18 protein-coding genes are annotated in these 17,475 nt (G+C 68.4%); 8 read left to right on the plus strand and 10 right to left on the minus strand.

What is annotated here, in order from left to right:
* Positions 1–26: 26 nt before the first annotated feature.
* The 4 genes from holA to EOJ32_RS01060 form a co-directional block, all read right to left on the minus strand.
* Positions 27–1,055, minus strand: a complete 1,029-nt coding sequence (holA, locus tag EOJ32_RS01045; protein ID WP_127897420.1) for a DNA polymerase III subunit delta — start codon at positions 1,053–1,055, stop codon at positions 27–29.
* Positions 1,056–1,058: 3 nt separating this feature from the next.
* On the minus strand, positions 1,059–1,553 hold the full coding sequence (gene lptE / locus EOJ32_RS01050) for an LPS assembly lipoprotein LptE (RefSeq protein WP_127897421.1): 495 nt from the start codon (positions 1,551–1,553) through the stop codon (positions 1,059–1,061).
* Positions 1,540–4,077: a leucine--tRNA ligase gene (gene leuS / locus EOJ32_RS01055; protein WP_127897422.1), complete on the minus strand. Its 2,538-nt coding sequence runs from the start codon at positions 4,075–4,077 to the stop codon at positions 1,540–1,542. Before leuS ends, lptE begins: the two co-directional genes overlap by 14 nt.
* 160 nt (positions 4,078–4,237) lie before the next feature.
* Positions 4,238–4,723 (minus strand): DUF3576 domain-containing protein, encoded by a 486-nt coding sequence (locus tag EOJ32_RS01060; RefSeq protein WP_127897423.1) that lies wholly within the window; start codon positions 4,721–4,723, stop codon positions 4,238–4,240.
* Positions 4,724–5,015: 292 nt separating this feature from the next.
* Between EOJ32_RS01060 and EOJ32_RS01065 the strand changes: the two genes are divergently transcribed.
* Both EOJ32_RS01065 and EOJ32_RS01070 read left to right on the plus strand, forming a co-directional pair.
* Positions 5,016–6,044, plus strand: coding sequence for a porin (locus EOJ32_RS01065; RefSeq protein WP_164871369.1), 1,029 nt, complete (start codon positions 5,016–5,018; stop codon positions 6,042–6,044).
* 72 nt (positions 6,045–6,116) lie between these two features.
* Complete coding sequence (locus tag EOJ32_RS01070) at positions 6,117–6,776, plus strand: YggS family pyridoxal phosphate-dependent enzyme (RefSeq protein WP_127897425.1); 660 nt, start codon at positions 6,117–6,119, stop codon at positions 6,774–6,776.
* Here EOJ32_RS01070 and EOJ32_RS01075 read toward each other — a convergent pair.
* Both EOJ32_RS01075 and ribA read right to left on the minus strand, forming a co-directional pair.
* Positions 6,764–7,240 (minus strand): L,D-transpeptidase, encoded by a 477-nt coding sequence (locus EOJ32_RS01075; RefSeq protein ID WP_127899241.1) that lies wholly within the window; start codon positions 7,238–7,240, stop codon positions 6,764–6,766. The two genes, EOJ32_RS01070 and EOJ32_RS01075, sit on opposite strands and share 13 nt — an antisense overlap.
* A gap of 5 nt (positions 7,241–7,245) precedes the next feature.
* On the minus strand, positions 7,246–8,304 hold the full coding sequence (gene ribA, locus EOJ32_RS01080; protein ID WP_127897426.1) for a GTP cyclohydrolase II: 1,059 nt from the start codon (positions 8,302–8,304) through the stop codon (positions 7,246–7,248).
* A 135-nt stretch (positions 8,305–8,439) separates the two neighbouring features.
* On the opposite strand from ribA, the gene EOJ32_RS01085 reads away from it, so the two are divergent.
* Positions 8,440–9,126 (plus strand): response regulator transcription factor, encoded by a 687-nt coding sequence (locus EOJ32_RS01085; RefSeq protein WP_127897427.1) that lies wholly within the window; start codon positions 8,440–8,442, stop codon positions 9,124–9,126.
* 165 nt (positions 9,127–9,291) lie between these two features.
* Here the strand turns inward: EOJ32_RS01085 and EOJ32_RS01090 are convergent, their stop codons facing one another.
* Positions 9,292–10,263: a glutathione S-transferase family protein gene (locus EOJ32_RS01090; protein ID WP_127897428.1), complete on the minus strand. Its 972-nt coding sequence runs from the start codon at positions 10,261–10,263 to the stop codon at positions 9,292–9,294.
* A 57-nt stretch (positions 10,264–10,320) separates the two neighbouring features.
* A complete protein-coding gene (locus EOJ32_RS01095) occupies positions 10,321–11,637 on the minus strand; it encodes an MFS transporter (RefSeq protein WP_127897429.1) in 1,317 nt (438 codons plus the stop codon).
* 118 nt (positions 11,638–11,755) lie between these two features.
* On the opposite strand from EOJ32_RS01095, the gene EOJ32_RS01100 reads away from it, so the two are divergent.
* Positions 11,756–12,541, plus strand: coding sequence for an exodeoxyribonuclease III (locus EOJ32_RS01100; protein ID WP_127897430.1), 786 nt, complete (start codon positions 11,756–11,758; stop codon positions 12,539–12,541).
* Here the strand turns inward: EOJ32_RS01100 and nhaC are convergent.
* Positions 12,538–14,034, minus strand: a complete 1,497-nt coding sequence (gene nhaC, locus EOJ32_RS01105; RefSeq protein WP_127897431.1) for a Na+/H+ antiporter NhaC — start codon at positions 14,032–14,034, stop codon at positions 12,538–12,540. The genes EOJ32_RS01100 and nhaC overlap by 4 nt on opposite strands.
* Before the next feature lie 136 nt (positions 14,035–14,170).
* Here nhaC and trxA point away from each other — a divergent pair, with 136 nt between their 5' ends.
* From trxA to EOJ32_RS01125, 4 genes are read left to right on the plus strand one after another with little or no spacing between them, the layout of a single operon-like run.
* On the plus strand, positions 14,171–15,076 hold the full coding sequence (gene trxA / locus EOJ32_RS01110) for a thioredoxin (protein WP_371706106.1): 906 nt from the start codon (positions 14,171–14,173) through the stop codon (positions 15,074–15,076).
* A 3-nt stretch (positions 15,077–15,079) separates the two neighbouring features.
* Positions 15,080–15,706 (plus strand): LON peptidase substrate-binding domain-containing protein, encoded by a 627-nt coding sequence (locus EOJ32_RS01115; protein ID WP_045983713.1) that lies wholly within the window; start codon positions 15,080–15,082, stop codon positions 15,704–15,706.
* Positions 15,703–15,894, plus strand: coding sequence for a Trm112 family protein (locus EOJ32_RS01120; protein ID WP_045983714.1), 192 nt, complete (start codon positions 15,703–15,705; stop codon positions 15,892–15,894). The genes EOJ32_RS01115 and EOJ32_RS01120 overlap by 4 nt, the downstream gene beginning before the upstream one ends.
* A 24-nt stretch (positions 15,895–15,918) precedes the next feature.
* Complete coding sequence (locus EOJ32_RS01125; protein WP_127897433.1) at positions 15,919–16,578, plus strand: rhomboid family intramembrane serine protease; 660 nt, start codon at positions 15,919–15,921, stop codon at positions 16,576–16,578.
* A gap of 25 nt (positions 16,579–16,603) precedes the next feature.
* Here the strand turns inward: EOJ32_RS01125 and EOJ32_RS01130 are convergent, their stop codons facing one another.
* Positions 16,604–17,467, minus strand: a complete 864-nt coding sequence (locus EOJ32_RS01130) for a DUF2268 domain-containing putative Zn-dependent protease (protein ID WP_164871370.1) — start codon at positions 17,465–17,467, stop codon at positions 16,604–16,606.
* Positions 17,468–17,475 lie beyond the last annotated feature (8 nt).

Raw genomic sequence — 17,475 nt, forward strand, 5'->3', positions numbered from 1 at the left:
TCCGGCTCCGATCACCAGGGCAAGGGTCACCGCCGCCCCCGCGGCTTCATCGCAAGGCGCAGCAGCGCGCGTTCCACCAGCGGCATCTGCGGCGCGCGGCTGGCGGACCGCAGGGTCATGTCGGTCGACAGCAGCAGCGACACCGCCTCCTCCAGCGGGCCCATGCCCCAGCTTTGCGCCTGGCGGGTCATGCGGTCGCGGCGGGGGCCGAAGACGGGTGGGCGCGCGCGGGCCAGCGCCACCCCCGGCCCCGCCGGGTCGGCAGCGGCCAGGTGCAGCGTGCGGAAATGGCGCAGCGCGCCGATGCACAGGGTGACGGGCGCGATCCCCTGCTGTTCGATCCGCCGCATCAGCGGGCCGAAATCGGCCTCGCGGCGTTCGGCGACGGTGTGGATCAGCTCGTCCAGGTCGGCCTCGATCGTGGCGGGCGCCAGCATGGCGATCTCCTCGACCGTCAGGGGGGCGGGGTCCTGGTACTTGTACAGGCCGATCTTCTCGACCGTCTGGCGCAGATCACCGGGGTCCAGCGCCCGCGCCAGAAGACCCAGTTCACGCATCGCGTCCCGCGGCACCTCGCGCAGGCCGGCATCCGCCAGCCAGCGGCCGATCTCGTCCTCGGAGGGCGGATCGTCATAGATGGGGGCCGTCACCGCCTGGCCATGCGTCTCGAACAGGCGCCGCAGGGATGACGACTTGGACAGGCCGGCCGCCGTGACCACGATCACCGCATCCCCTTGCCGCCAGCCTGTCAGCGCATCGCGGATCGCGTCGGTGGCCAGATCGGGCGTGTCCTCGACCACGACCACGCGGGGGCCGGGAAAGAACCCCACCTCGCGCACCGCGTCGATCAGCTGGGCGGGGTCCTTCTTCAGGCCCGCGCCGGGTATCCGGGTCAGGCGCATCTCCTCGTCGGCCTTCTCGCCGGTCAGGGCGCGCACGACCTCGGCCCGCTTCAGCGCCACGCGCATCGCGTCCTGCCCATAGATCAGCACCCCCGGCCGCGAGGGGTCGGGGCGGGCCAGATAGCGCGCGATCTCGGCCCCCTTCAGCAGCATGGATCAGTCCGGCAGGCCGGATGCGGCCGCCAGCAGGCGGATGACGACCTGATCGGCCAGCATCAGCGCCAGCCGCTCGCGCGCGTCGCCCTCGGCCGCCAGGGTCGAGATTGTGGTCCCGGTGGTGGAATAGGACGTGAAGCTGCTGACGCGTCCCTGGGTGATCACCGCACCCCCCGGCCCGGTCAGCGCGAAATCGGCGGTGCCGTTCAGCGAATAGCGGGTCGTGACCTCATCGGGCGTGATGGCCTGCGCGACGACGCCCGCGCTGATGCGGTAATGCAGGTCATAGATGGCCGCGTCCTCGGGGCCCAACCGTTCGGCCAGGCGCCGGTTGAAGACGAAGTCCAGCGGCGTGTCCGGGTCGCGCGGGCGGACCTTGCCGAACAGCTTGCCGCCCCCGCCCCCCGGCCCATAGACCGGCGACAGCCCGCAGGCCGCCAGCCCCGAGACGGCCAGCAGCCCCAGCAGGACCGCGCGGCGATCAGGCGACCACATTGACGATCCGTCCCGGCACCACGATCAGCTTCTTGACCGCCGCCCCGTCCAGGAACCGCAGCACGGTGTCGTCGGCCAGCACCAGCGCCTCGATCTCGGACTTGGGCATGGTCTTGGGAACGGTGATCTCGGCCCGGCGCTTGCCGTTGATCTGGATCGGAAGGGTCACGCTGTCGTCCTCCAGCAGGGCCGGGTCCGCCTTTGGCCAGCCTGCATCGACGACCATGCCCTGCCCGCCCGATTTCGACCAGACCTCTTCGGCCAGGTGCGGCACCATCGGCGCCATCAGCTGGGCCATGATCCGCAGGGCCGCGCGGCGCGCCTCGCCCCCGGCCTGCGATTTCGCCACAGCATTGGCCAGTTCATAGAGTTTCGCGACCGCCTTGTTGAAGGCAAAGCCCTCGATGGCCTTGGTGACATCCGCGATGGCGCGGTGCGCCGTGCGCGTCAGGTCGGCATCGTCGCCCCCTTCGGGAACCTCGTCGGCCAGGCGCCAGACGCGGGACAGGAACTTGAACGCGGCCTCCGCTCCGGCGGCGGTCCATTCGACGTCGCGTTCGGGCGGGCTGTCCGACAGCATGAACCACCGTGCGGTATCCGCGCCAAAGCTTTCGACGATGCTGACCGGATCGACGACGTTCTTCTTGGATTTCGACATCTTCGCGGACGGGATCACCTCGACCGCGGTGCCGTCGGCCAGACGCCCGTCGGTCACGTCCTCGGGCAGGTGATAGACCGGGCGCCCCCGGTCGTCGGTGGTGCGATAGATCTCGTGCGTGACCATGCCTTGCGTGAACAGCGCGTCGAACGGCTCTCGTGCCGTCTCGGGCAGATGGCCCGTCCTGACCATCGCGCGGGCAAAGAAGCGCGAATAGAGCAGGTGCAGGATCGCGTGTTCGACGCCGCCGATATACTGGTCGACGTTCATCCAGTATTCCGCATCCGCCCGGTCGGTCGGCGTCGCAGCCCCCGGCGAGGTGAAGCGCGCGTAATACCACGACGAATCGACGAAGGTGTCCATCGTGTCGGTCTCACGCCGCGCCGCGCCGCCGCATTTCGGGCAGGTCGCCTGACGCCAGGTCGGGTGGCGGTCCAGCGGGTTGCCCGGCACGTCGAACGTCACGTCCTGCGGCAGCAGCACGGGCAGGTTCGCTTTCGCCTCCGGCACCGTGCCGCAGGTCCCGCAATGCACGACCGGGATCGGACAGCCCCAATAGCGCTGGCGCGAGATGCCCCAGTCGCGCAGGCGGAACTTGGTCACGCCCTCGCCATAGCCCTCGGCCTCGGCATGGGCGATGGCGGCATCGACCGCCGCCTCGCCGGTCTGATCGGCCGCGCCCGCGAATCCGCGCACATAGGTCACGACCTCGGTCTTGGCGGGCACGAAGGGCGCCTCCGCCACCAGCGCATCGGCCGCGGCCTGATCCATGCCCGGCTGGCCAAAGGTCGCGCGGATCGGCAGGCCGTATTTCACGGCGAATTCGTGGTCGCGCTCGTCATGGGCCGGGCTGCCGAAGATCGCGCCGGTGCCGTAATCCATCAGCACGAAATTCGCGATCCAGATCGGCAGGCGCCAGCCCGCGTCCAGCGGATGCGCGACGCTCAGGCCGGTGTCGAAGCCCAGCTTGGGCGCGGTCTCGATGGCCTCCTCGGTGGTGCCGATGCGCCTGCATTCCTCGCGGAAGGCCTCGATCTCGGGGCGGCTGGCGGCCAGCTCCTTGACCAGCGGATGATCCGGCGACAGCGCGACGAAGCTCGCCCCCATCAGCGTGTCGGGCCGGGTGGTATAGACCTCGATCGCCTCATGGCCCGCGGGCGCATCGACCGTGGCAAAGCGGAACTGCAGGCCCCGCGACCGGCCGATCCAGTTGGCCTGCATCAGGCGCACCTTCTCGGGCCAGCCCTTCAGCCCGTCCAGCGCCTCCAGCAGCTCGTCGCTGTAATCGCTGATCTTGAAGAACCACTGCGTCAGCTCGCGCCGCTCGACCGTGGCGCCCGACCGCCAGCCCTTGCCGTCGATCACCTGCTCGTTGGCCAGCACGGTCATGTCGACCGGGTCCCAGTTCACCTGCGCCGACTTGCGCGTGATCAGGCCCGCCTCCAGCATGTCCAGGAACACCGCCTGCTGCTGCGCCACATAGGCATCGTCGCAGGTCGCGAATTCGCGGCTCCAGTCGATGGACAGGCCCAAGGGTTTCAACTGGTCGCGCATCGTCGCGATGTTGGCATAGGTCCAGTCGCGCGGATGGCCGCCCTGCTCCATCGCGGCGTTCTCCGCGGGCATGCCGAAGGCGTCCCAGCCCATCGGGTGCAGCACGCTGAACCCCTGCGCCCGCTTGAACCGCGCGACCACGTCGCCCATCGCATAGTTGCGCACATGGCCCATGTGGATGCGCCCCGACGGATAGGGGAACATCTCCAGCACATAGTATTTCGGGCGCTCGTCGCGGATGGCGGCAAAGGCGTCGGCATCGGCCCAGGCCGTCTGCCAACGGGCTTCGCTTGTCGCGGGATCATAGGGCATGGGGAACCTCGGGCATCATTCGTTGCCCGCAGGGTCTATACGCCCCGCCTGTGCGGGTCCAGATGCGGCCGACCGGAGCCCGTCGAATGCGACCGCCCGCGGGCATCGCGAAACACCGCCGGATGCCCCGCGATCGGGGCCCCGCTGCGCGGACGCGCCCTTACAGGCGGCCGTCCTGGATGCGCAGCTGGCGGGCGCGGGTCAGGATGGCATCCTCGACCGCGCGGACGGTGCCCGCCTCGACCGCGGCGCCGCCCGGCCCCTGCAGCGCCAGGCGCAGGCTGCGCGCATCCAACGCCGGGTCGCTGATCTGGATCGTCGCACGATAGGACCGTCCCCCGCCCGGAGGCGTACCGTAGCCGGTCTGGATCACGCCGGTGAACGGATCGATCGTCTGCACCGGCAGAAAGCTCAGCACGTCCAGACTGGCAGTCCACAGGTACTTGTTCACACCGACCATCTGGTCGGGGTTGCCCGAACGCACCAACAGGTCCTGAATGCGGGTCGAACGGGTTTCAGGCGCCATATCGGGGCTGTCGATCGGACCGCCCGCGGTTTGAACATTCCCACCCGATCCGCCACAGGCGGCCAGCCCCGCGCATAGCGTCGTGACGATCATCAGGCGCGTGGCGCGTGCATAGGTCATTCCAGTCCCCCGGAGGTCAGTTCAGTGGTGCATTCTCTTGGGGTCAGCATTAGCCCGGATCGGCGCTGCGAAACAAGCGACTTGAGGCGAACACCCTGTCCGCGCCGCCCCGGCGGGGCCTGTCCCGACAGGCCGTCCAGGGCAGGTGTGGCCCAAGTGCATCACGGAAATGGGCAAAGAAAACAGCAGACGCTTGATTCCGTTGCATCACAATCGCGAAAGAGTGAAACCAATTGCATACCCAGGGCGGGACAGCTGGCTTGGGCAACAGAGAGACAAGAGGGAACACACCATGAAGAAGGCACTTATCGCCTCGACCGCGCTGGTCCTGACCGCCGGCATCGCCGCAGCAGACGTCACCATCTCGGGTTATGGCCGTACCGGCGTGCAGTATTACGAAGATGGTATCATCACCGTCGGCGGAAACGACACCCAGGTCATCTCGCGCCTGCGGATGAATATCGATGCATCGACCTCGACCGACCAGGGCGTCGACTTCGGCGCACGCTTCCGCCTGCAGTGGGACCAGGGCAACAGCAGCCGTGGTAATGACGCATCGACCAACGCAGGCAAGGTCTTTGTGACCGCCAGTGGCCTGACGGTCGAAGTCGGTAACGTCGACACTGCGCTGGACTCTGCTGCACTGGTTTATGCTTCGGAGCTGGGCGCGTTCGACCGTTCGACCGGTGGCAACTTCCTGGGCGCATTCTTCGCCTATGAATCCTCGCCCTACAGCAACAATGACCGCCTGGGCATCGCTGCGCGTTACGCGCTGGGCGACGTCACTCTGCGCGCCTCGTACATCGACCCGGACCAGAGCGGCCTGTTCGAAGATACCCTTGACGGCACTGTGCCCACCAAAGAAGAGTTCAGCTTGGCAGCTGAGTATGTCTGGAACGAGCGGCTGGAACTGTCCGCCGGTGCATCTCTGAACGCAGCCGGTTGGGAAGATCATGACGTGTACTTCGTGGGCGCCCGCTATGCCGTTCTGGAGAATGCCCGCGTCGGCCTGAACTACTACGCCAACGGCGACGTTGGCAGCATCAGCGGCGTAGACAGCAGCAACGCGGATTTTGTCAACGTCATCGACGATCTGGGCAACACGGTCACCCTGTACGGCGACTATACGCTGGCCGACGGTCTGACCAACATCGAAGCCTATGTTGCCAACAACGACGGCGACTGGACCCAGAAGGAAACCGACGTGTCCTTCGGCATCGGCGCAAACTACGACCTGGGCGGCGCCCGTCTGGGTGCCTCGCTGCAGCGCGACTATCAAGAGCGTGTTTCGGCCGACATGGGCGTTCGCTTCGACTTCTGATCCTTCGCGATCAAACGTCACACGGAGAGAGCGGGCCTTGCGCCCGCTCTTTTCTTTTTGTCAGGTGGGATCATGGGACTGGACGACATCACCCGCCGCATCCGCGCGGCCGAATCTGCCGCAGGGCGCGCCCCGGGCAGCGTCACGCTGATCGCGGTCAGCAAACTGCAACCACCCGAACGGGTCGAGGGCGTTCTGGCCGCGGGCCACACCGTCTTCGGAGAGAACTACGTCCAGGAGGCGCAGGCCAAGTGGCCTGCCTGGACCGCGGCGCATCCGGGTGTGTCGGTCCACATGATCGGGCCGCTGCAATCGAACAAGGCGCGGGCCGCCGTGCAGCTGTTCGACGCGATCCACACGCTGGACCGCGTGACGCTGGCCCGCAAGCTGGCCGCGCAGATGGCCGAACAGGGCCGTCGCCCGCAGCTGTTCGTGCAGGTCAATACCGGGGACGAGCCGCAAAAGGCCGGCATCCTGGCGGATGAGCTGCCCGGTTTCCTGGCGTTGTGCGCCGAGCTGTCGCTGTCGCCTGAGGGCCTGATGTGCATCCCGCCCGACGGCGAGGATCCGGCACCGCATTTCACCCTGCTGCGCGACCTGGCGCGCGACCACGGCCTGCCCGGCCTGTCGATGGGCATGAGCGCCGATTTCGAGACTGCCATCGCCCATGGCGCGACCCATGTCCGCGTGGGGTCGGCGATCTTCGGGGCGCGGAACGCTCAGGGCACGTAAAGCGGCGTGCCCGGGGGCGCGTGACGCGCGATCCACATCAGGTCGCGGCGGGCAAAGGCGATGCAGCCTTCGGTCCCGAAACCAGGGCGGCGCCACTGGTGCAAGAAGATCGCGGATCCCCGCCCCGGAACCGCATCCGCATTCCAGTCCGTCGTCAGGATCAGGTCGTACAGCGGGTCGGCGCGGCGCAGCCGTTCGTGGCTGGCCGCAAGCGGCGCGCGGGCGTGCTGGTTATAGGCCGCATGGCCCGGATCGTCACACCATAGATCGCCCGGCCCGATCACCCGCGCCCAAGGCGCCGGGCGGGCCAAGCGGTCCGGGCGGTACCACAGCCCGGTGATGCGATGGCGGCCCGAAGGGGTGGCGTGATCGCCCTCGCGCTTGGCGGGGGTGATCCCGGCGCGGCCGATGCTGCAGGGAATGACGCGGCCCAGAAAACGCAGCCCCTGCGGGGTCAGCACCATGCCGGTCACAGCAGATGCCCCGACTTTTCGGCCTTCACATCCAGATAGCCGGTGTTGTGACGGTTGCGCGGCACGACCAGCGGCACCCGTTCGGGGACCGCGATGCCATGGGCCTGCATCATCGCCACCTTGCGCGGGTTGTTGGTCATCAGGCGCACTGCGCCGAAACCCAGCCGCCGCAGCAGCGCCGCGCCGATGCGGAAGTCGCGCTCGTCATCCTCGAATCCCAGGCGGTGGTTCGCTTCGACCGTGTCAAAGCCCTGGTTCTGCAGGTCATAGGCGCGCATCTTGTTGGCCAGCCCGATGCCCCGCCCCTCCTGGTTCAGGTACAGCAGCACCCCCGCCCCCGCCTGCCCCATCGCGGCCAGCGCGGCGTTCAGCTGCGGCCCGCAATCGCATTTCAGGCTGCCCAGCACGTCGCCCGTGAAACAGGCCGAATGCAGCCGCGCCAGGACGGGCGCATCGCGGGGCGGATCGCCGATCTCGATCGCGTAATGCTCCTCTCCACCGTCATCGGGACGGAAGATGTGCAGCCGCGACCGCTCCGCCGACAACAGTGGCAGGCGCGCCGCCGCGACCGGGGCCATCGCGGCCTCGGCTGCAAGCTGCGCAAGAACCGGACCCGGAGGCAGGCGCGTCAGGCCCGGCGGCGCGGGGGCCGCGACCATCAGCATGGCAGGCAGCAGCTGCGCCGATTTCGCCAGCGCCAGCGCCGCGCGATGGGGTCCCGCATCGCCGTCGCGCAGGGTGGTCAGTGGCCCCTTCATCGGGGTCATCAGGTCGCCTGCGGGATCGGCCACTGCCCGCAGCCACGCCAGATCGGCCCCCACGGGCAGCGCAACCCGCGCCAGATCGCCGTCATAGGCGCGCGCCTTGAGCGTTTCGGCCCGCCGTCCGGTCAGGGCCAGGACGGCGGGGCCAAGCGCGCGCAGATCGGCCAGACGCGCGGGCGACAGCGTCTCTACCGCGGCAGCCAGATGGTCGCCCAAGGCCACCGGCAGGCCCATGCGCAGGTCGGCGCGGGCGCGGGCGATGGTCTCGGGCAGGGTCGGGATCAGGCTCATGGGGCCACGCATTCTTGAAACAGTCTGAAACATAACGCACCGATCCGACAACTCCATGTGAGGATTCGCACATGGTGCTGGACGGTCCGGGCCGCGACGCCCAACTCATTGCGCAATGACGCAAAGGAGGCAACCATGGCCGGACTGAAGAAGATCCTGCTTGTCGATGACGAGGAAGACCTGCGCGAGGCCCTGGCCGAACAGCTGGTCGCGACCGACGATTTCGACGTGACCGAGGCCGGCAGCGGCGCCGAGGCGGTCGAAGCCACCAAGAACGCGATCTTTGACCTGGTGGTCCTGGATGTCGGCCTTCCCGACACCGACGGGCGCGAGCTGTGCAAGAAGCTGCGCAAGCTGAACGTCAAATGCCCCATCGTGATGCTGACCGGGCATGACACCGATGCCGACACGATCCTGGGCCTGGATGCGGGCGCCAACGACTATGTCACCAAGCCGTTCAAGTTCCCGGTCCTGCTGGCCCGCCTGCGCGCCCAGCTGCGCACGCATGAACAGTCCGAGGACGCGATCTTCCAGCTTGGGCCGTACACGTTCAAGCCGTCGATGAAGATGCTGATCGACGCCAAGGACCGCAAGATCCGCCTGACCGAGAAGGAGACCAACATCCTCAAGTTCCTGTACCGCGCGCAGGACGGGGTGGTGGCCCGCGACGTGCTGCTGCACGAGGTCTGGGGATACAACGCGGGCGTGACCACGCACACGCTGGAGACGCACATCTATCGCCTGCGCCAGAAGATCGAGCCGGATCCGTCGAATGCGCGCCTGCTGGTCACGGAATCGGGCGGCTATCGCCTGGTCGCCTGAGGCATCGGCGGGTTTCTGCGCAGACAACTTTGCCGGGAACCCAAGCCCTGATGTGACGTTCTGTCCCCGAAGCCCAGTGGTCGGCGGATGCGGCCACACCCCTCCCTCTCTGTTCTGCCCCGGCGTTCCCTGCGCCGGGGCTTCTTTTTTTGGGCGGCCGTCCAGTCAGCGCCCGTGCGGCACGGTCCAGTCCGCGTCCGGACCGATGGGCACGATGCGGTGCGGATTGATCATGTCGTGGCTGTAGTAGTAGTGCCGCATGAAATGATCCGGATGGATCGTCCGGGCGACGCCCGGCCACTGGTACAACTCGCGTGCCCATCCCCACAGGTTCGGATAGTCGACGATGCGGCGGCGGTTGCACTTGAAATGCGTGTGATAGACGGCATCGAACCGGACGATGGTGGTGAACAGCCGCCAGTCGGCCTCGGTGATGCGGTCGCCGGTCAGATAGCGGTGTTCGGCCAGCAGCCCCTCGATCCCGTCCAGGCTGTCGAACAGCGGATGGACCGCCTTGTCATAGGCCTCCTGGGTGGTGGCGAAGCCCGCCTTGTAGACGCCGTTGTTGACGGTGTCATAGACGCGGTCGTTGATCGCCTTGATGCGGGCGCGCAGGGGTTGGGGCCAGTAATCGTCCGTGTTGCCGGTCACGCCGTCAAAGGCGCTGTTGAACATGCGGATGATGTCGGCGCTTTCGTTCGACACGATCCGGCCGGTCTGGCGGTCCCACAGGACGGGGACGGTGACGCGTCCCGACATGTCGGGCGTGTCCTTCAGATAGACCTGGCGCAGATAGTCCAGGCCGAACTGCCGGTCGCCCGTGGCGCCGTCGAAATCGGTGCGGAATTCCCATCCCTCGCTCAGCATCTCGGGGTGGACGACCGAGATGTCGATGTGATCCTCCAGACCCTTCAGCGCGCGGAAGATCATCGTGCGATGCGCCCAGGGACAGGCATGGCTGACATAGAGGTGATAGCGTCCCGATTCGGCCGCGAACCCGCCGTCGCCCGTCGGCCCCGCCTGCCCGTCCGAGGTCACCCAGTTGCGGAACTTGGCCGTGTCGCGCTTGAACTCTCCCCCGGTGCTGTCGGTGTCATACCATTCGTCCTTCCAGACGCCGTCGACCAGCTGGCCCATGTGAACTCCTTTCGGTGATGTGACGGGGCAACGGGCGGGGGGCCGCCTTGTTCCCCGTCACCCGATGGCGCGGTCGCGGGTCTCGATGCGGATCATCAGCAGGGCCGCCGCCGCCAGCAGCAGCAGCACGGCGAAACTGCCGATGGCCAGGCCAAAGCCGCGCGCAAAGACGACGGCCAGCAGGCTGGGCGCCAGGATGCCGCCCAGGCGGGCGACCGCGCTGGCCGTGCCCATGCCCGTGCCGCGCAGATGCGTGGGATAGAGTTCCGGCGTGAAAGCATAGAGCGCGCCCCAGGTGCCCAACAGCGCAAAGCTCATCACGATCAGGGCGGTGGCGACCAGGGCGGGGCTGCTGGCCAGGGCGAACAGGCCGCAGCCCAGGGCCGACAGGACCAGGAAGGCCGCCAGCGTGGGGCGACGGCCCACCGCCTCGACCCCCCACGCCGCCAGCGCGTATCCCGGCACCTGCGCCAGTGCCAGGATCACCAGGAAGCCGTATCCGCGCACGAAGCCGAAGCCTTCGGTCGCCAGCTGTCCCGGCACCCAGACAAAGACGCCGTAATAGGACAGCGACACCAAGAACCACACCGCCAGCACGCCGATGGTCGCGCGCCGCAGCGGGGCCGCCATGATCGACGCGGCACCTCCCGACGGCACCGGCGCGGGACGCAGATGCGCGTTGGCGGGCAGCGGCATCGCGCCGTTCACGGCCAGCACGCGGTCGATGACGGCGCGCGCCTCAACCTGGCGGCCCTTGCGGACCAGGTACATCGGCGATTCCGGAATCCAGAACCGCAGGAAGAACCCGATCAGCGCCGGCATCGCCGCGACAAGGAAGATCCAGCGCCACGGCGCGACGGCCCCCATGCTGGCGGCGGCCCAGGCCGTCAGGGCCACGACGATGGTGCCCACCGCCCAGAACCCCTCCAGCCAGACCAGCCAGCGGCCGCGGTTCCTGGGCGGCAGGAATTCGGCCATCATCGCATAGTCGACGGGCAGCGTGCCGCCCACCGCGACCCCGGTCAGGAACCGCAGGATCAGCAGCCAGGTGAAATCGCCGGCCATCACCGATGCCAGCCCGAACACGGCGTCCATCGCGACGGTGCCGATCAGCACCCATTTGCGCCCGATCCGGTCGGCCAGTCGGCCGAAGGCAAAGGCGCCGACGAACATGCCCAGGAAGAACACCGTCCCGATCTGCAGCGCGGTCACCCGCTCCAGGCCGAAGGTCGCGGCGACCGAGGGTGCGGCGAAACCCACCGCGATCACCTGCATCGCGTCCGCCGCCCAGACCAGGCCGAAGATGCCCAGCAGGCGCCACTGGAACCGGCCCGTGCCGCCGCGCGTCAGCGCCTCGTCGATGGTCAGTTTCATGGCCGTCCCCCCTTGTCCCAACAGCCCCTTGCATAGCGCGCGGGGATCATATGGCAAGCCTGCGCCTCGACAGGCCGGGGTCGCGCCGCTAGGGTCCGCGCCCAAAGGAGCCTGCCCCATGTTCACCATCGCCACCTGGAACATCAACTCGGTCCGCCTGCGCGAGGGTCTGGTCGCCCGCCTGCTGGAGGAGGAGGCGCCCGACGTGCTGTGCCTGCAGGAATGCAAGTCGCCGGTGGACAAGATCCCGCTGACCCGGTTCGCGGACCTGGGATACACGCATATCGTGGCGCGGGGGCAGAAGGGTTACAACGGGGTGGCGATCCTGTCGCGCCTGCCGCTGGAGGATGCGGGCGACCGCGATTACGCGCAGCTGGGCCATGCCCGGCACGTGGCCGCCCGGCTGGAGAACGGCGTGGTGATCCACAACATGTACGTCCCCGCGGGCGGCGACATCCCCGACCGCGAGCAGAACCTGAAATTCGGGCAGAAGCTGGATTTCCTGACCGAGATGCGCGACGTGTTCCACGCCGAGCGCCCGACCCGGTCGATCCTGGTGGGCGACCTGAACATCGCCCCGCGCGAGGACGACGTCTGGTCGCACAAGCAGCTGCTGAAGATCGTCAGCCATACCCCGGTGGAGGTCGAGCACCTGCTGGCCGCGCAGGATGCGGGCGGTTGGGTGGACGTCACCCGGCAGGACATCCCGCAGGGGCTGCTCTACAGCTGGTGGAGCTATCGCGCCAAGGACTGGGACGCCGCCGACAAGGGCCGGCGGCTGGACCATATCTGGGCCACCGCCGACATTGCAGGCGCAGCCCATGGCAGCCGCATCCTGCGCCCCCTGCGGGGCTGGGAGGGGCCCAGCGACCACGTCCCCGTCATGGCCAGCTTCGACCTCTAGGCATTTTCGCCCAGGGCGTGATCGCCCAGGTCCAGGACGTCCTCGTTCTGGCGGTCCCACTCGCGGCGTTCGGCATCGGTCGCCTGGGGCGAGAACCAGCCGGTGACCGCGTAGAGGATGCCGATCAGCGGCGCCGTCCAGCAGGCGAAGGCCAGCGGGATGTACAGCAGGTTCGTCAGGTTGCCGTCCATCACACCCAGCGACAGGGCGGTGATGACGAAGGCCCCGCCCGCGTTCCACGGGATCAGCGGGGACATCAGGGTGCCCCCCTCCTCGACCGCGCGGGACAGGTTCAGCGTGGAATAGCCCATGCCGCGGTACAGCGGCGCATACATCCGCCCCGGCAGCGCGATCGAGATATAGGGATCGCCCGCCACCACGTTGGTGGCAAAGGCGGTCGCAATGGCGCTGCTTTGCACGGCGGTAAAGCTTTTGACGCGGCTGATGATGGCGTTGATGATCGCCTCCAGGCAGCCGGTCCGCTCCAGCGCGCCGCCGAATCCCAGCGCGATCAGCATCAGCGAGATGGTCCACATCATCGACTGGATGCCGCCCGCGTTCAGCAGGCTGTCGATGTCGGCCACGCCCGTCTCGATCGCGTAACCGGACTGGGCATAGGTGAAGACGTCGTGCAACCCCGCGCCCTGCAGAAAGATCGCGATGGTCCCGCCCAGCAGCACCCCCGCGAACAGCGACGGCAGCGGCGGGCGGCGCGTGACGGCCAGCACGATCACCACCAGCGCCGGGATCATCGGCACCCAGCCCAGCGTGAACTGCGCGGCCAGCGTGTCGGTGATCGCGTCGATGCGCGCCATGCTGGTCTCGGCGGGAGAGATCAGCCAGGTCCCCGCGATGAAATAGATGACCAGCGCGATCAGCATCGCGGGCACGGTCGTGGGCAGCATGTTGCGGATGTGATCGAAGATGTTCACCCCCGTCACCGCCGGCGCCAGGTTCGTCGTGTCCGACAGCGGAGAGATCTTGTCGCCGAAGAACGCCCCCGACACGACCGCCCCCGCCGTCCAGTAGGCCGGGATGCCGAAACCCGCGCCGATGCCCATCAGCGCCACGCCCACGGTGCCTACGGTTCCCCAACTGGTGCCCAGGGACAGCGACACGACCGCACACAGCACCATCGCCGCGACCAGGAAGATCTGCGGGTTCAGCAATGTCAGACCGTAATAGATCAGCGTCGGCACCGTCCCCGACGCGATCCAGACCCCGATGATCATGCCCACCACGATCAGCACCGACAGCGACGGCATGGACACGTGGATGACGTGGAACACCCCCTCGCGGATGTCCATCCACCCCTGCCCGCGCAGGACGCCCAGAAGGCCGGTGATGGCCAGCCCCAGGATCAGTGGGATGTGCGGGGTGAAATCGCCGTAATAGAACAGCTGCAGCGCCAGAAGGCCCAGCGTCAGCACGATGGGCAGCACGGCCAGCCACAAAGGCGGCAGGCCCGGCCGGGTCGGGGGGGTCTCTGTCATGGTCATGTCCCTCATGTCTTCACACGGCCGTGAGGCCTGCGTGATCGCAACGCGCAAACCGGCCCTTTCGTTCAGCCGCCAAGCGCCCCATATTGCGGGGAACACGCCAACCGAACCATGCGGGGCCAGGATGACCATGCTTTTCGAGGGGGCCCAAGCGCCCAAGACCGACGACTTCATCAAGGACGTGACCGAGGCCACCTTCATGGCCGAGGTGGTCGAGGCGTCGATGCAGGTGCCCGTCATCGTCGATTTCTGGGCGCCCTGGTGCGGCCCCTGCAAGACGCTGGGCCCCGCGCTGGAGGCCGAGGTCGCCCGCCACAAGGGCCGCGTGCGCATGGCCAAGATCAACGTGGACGAGAACCAGACGATCGCGGGCCAGCTGCGCGTGCAGTCGATCCCGACCGTCTATGCCTTCTTCCAGGGCCAGCCGGTCGATGCCTTCCAAGGCGCGGTGCCCGCCAGCCAGGTCAAGCAGTTCGTCGACAAGCTGGCCGCGATGTCGGGCGATGACGGCGGCCTGGCCGACGCCCTTGCCGCGGCCGAGCAGATGATCGAGGACAACGAGGCCGCCGACGCCATCGAGACCTTCACCGCCATCATCGGAGAGCTGCCCGACAGCCCCGAGGCCTGGGGCGGGCTGATCCGTGCCCATCTGGCCGCGGGCGACCATGCCGCCGCCGCCTCGACCCTGACGCAGGTGCCAAGCCCCCTGGCCCATGCCGGCCCGGTCGAGGCCGCGCGCGCCAAGCTGGCCCTGGCCCAGCAGGCCGCCAGCGCCGGTCCGTTGGACGATCTGGCCGCCCGTGTCCAGGCCGATCCGGCCGATCAGCAGGCGCGGCTGGAATACGCGCAGGCGCTGCATGCCGACGGCCAGCTGGAGGCCGCCATCGACATCCTTCTGGACAGCTTCCGCCGCGACCGCGAGTGGAACGACGGCGCCGCCAAGGCGCAGCTGATCACGATCTTCGACAGCCTCAAGCCCACCGACCCCATCGGGCAGAAGGGCCGCCGCCGCCTGTCCTCGCTGATCTTCGCCTGACCGATGGCGCTGCGTTTCGACCTGCCCGACCGCATCCCGCTGTTCCCGCTGCCCGGGGCCGTGCTGATGCCGCGGGCCCGCATGCCGCTGCACCTGTTCGAGCCGCGTTATCTGCAGCTGCTGGAAGACACGCTGAAGACCGATCACCGCCTGATCGGGATGATCCAGCCCGAGGGTGACGGCCTGTCCGCCATCGGCTGCGCGGGCCGGGTCGTGGCGTTCTCGGAAACCGGCGACGGGCGGATGATGATCTCGCTTGGCGCGATCTCGCGGTTTCGCCTGCAGGAGGTCGAGGAGGGCTTTGCCCCCTACCTGCAGGGCCGCGTCGACTGGTCCTCGTTCGGGCGCGACCTGTCCGGCCCGGAGCAGGATCCGACGCTGGACCGCAAGGCGCTGTTTTCGCTGCTGGACCGCTACATGCAGACGCAGGAGCTGTCGACGGACTGGGACGCCGCCGCCGAGGCGGAGGACGAGCTGTTGATCAATTCGCTGTCGATGATGCTGCCCTTCACCCCCGGCGACAAGCAGGCACTGCTGGAATCGCCCACCTTGGCCGACCGTCGCGAGCTGCTGGTCGGCCTGATCGAATTCGCCCTGCACGGCGGAGAGAACGAGGAACGCCTGCAATGACCGATGCCCCCCTTTTCGACCGCCACATGCTGGAGGCGCTGGTCTGCCCGGTGACCCATGCCACGCTCAGCTACGACGCCCAGGCGCAGGAGCTGGTGTCCCGCACGGCGGGGCTGGCCTTTCCGATCCGTTCGGGCATCCCGATCATGCTGATCGACGAGGCCCGCCAGATCCGCGCCGATGACTGACCCGCGCGCAGGGGCGTGACCGACATGGACCGCCCCGTGGCGATCCCGCGGGTGGCGGCCGCGCGCCGGCCCGAACCCGCCGCCCTGCCCCTGTGGCTGCGGACCGTCATCATCGCCTGCTGCATGATCGAGGCGTTCTGCTTTGCCGCGCCCATGCTGGGCCTGGGCAGCGTGCGAACGGCCTCGGTGATGCTGGGCGGCTTCTGGGCGCCGCTGGTGGGCGACGGGGTCGGACTCTATCCGGGTCAGGGGGTCGCGATGTTCCTGACCTACGGCCTGCTGCATTCCGGACCGCTGCATCTGGTGATGAACATGATCTCCCTGGCCGCCGTCGGCCGAGAGCTGGTGCGCATGATCGGATCGGCCCGCATGGCGCTGACTTATCTGCTCAGCCAGATCGCCGCCGGCATGGTCTTCGCCTGGATGGAGCCCGATGCCGGGCCGATGGTCGGCGCCTCGGGCGCGGTCTTCGGGCTGGCGGGGGCGCTGGTCGGCTATGCAGCGATCACCCTGCGCCGCCGTCACCGCCCGATGAGCCCGCTGGTGCGCGCCGTGGCGCTGATCTTGGGGCTGAATGTGGCGCTGACGCTGCTGATGCCGTCGATCGCCTGGCAGGCCCATCTGGGCGGGGGCGTGGCGGGCCTGGTGCTGGGGCTGATCTTTGCCCTGATCCCGCGCCGCTGACCCCCTGCCGACGCCGGTGCGGCCCTCAGCCGTCCTGGGGGGTCCGGGGGGCCTGCCCCCCGGCGTCGCGGGACGCAATCTGCGCGCTTTCGTCATCCGCCACCGCTGCGGTGGTGCTGTCCGTCGCAGGCTGTTCCACCGGGTCAGCGTCACCCGGATCGTCGCTGACCGGCGCATCTTCGATGGCTGCTTCCGGCTCAGCAGCGGCGGCATCGTCGCGGACGATGTCTTCGGGGTCGAAGGCGTCCTCGATCCCCTCGGCGGCCATCAGGCGCCGCAGCGCCGCGCGGAACTCCTCCGCGGGCTGCCAGACCAGCGATGCCGCATCCTGCCCCTCGACCTGCGCCAGGTGCTCGGCCACCAGGCGGTGCCCGATGCCATAGCCAGTCCATTTGCGCATCCGCCCACGCCCCAGGAACCACTCGCCGTGATCATAGTCACGGCGCGCCCACAGCCCCGCGGCCTGCTTCAGCGTGCCCAGCCCCGGCCGCGTCTGATCCCAGGGGTCTGGCGGCCCGCCCAGAACCTGCTGGACGAAATGTCCCGCCAGCCCCTCGCTGACCAGCGCCTCGCCCAGGGACCGACCGTATCCCGGCCCATCCCACCGCGTCAGGCGATGCAGTGCGTGGATCAGGGTGCGACGGAAATGCTCGGGCTCGACCCGGTCGGGGTCCAGCGTGATCTCGATGATGCCGGGGGCCGGGGCGTGGCCCGCGATGCCCCATTCGGGGATCACCCCGTCGCCCGCCCGCACCACAAGGTCGAACCGGGGCAGGTCCAGATGCGCCTCGGCCATCGCCACCATCTCGCGCGCATGGGCGCGGATCTCGGCCATGACGGGCGTCAGGGCGCTGCGGGCGTTCAGCATGTGCAACTGCCAGATCGTCATGGCCACAT

It is taken from the genome of Paracoccus sp. Arc7-R13, from assembly GCF_004010775.1.
GTDB lineage: Bacteria > Pseudomonadota > Alphaproteobacteria > Rhodobacterales > Rhodobacteraceae > Paracoccus > Paracoccus marcusii.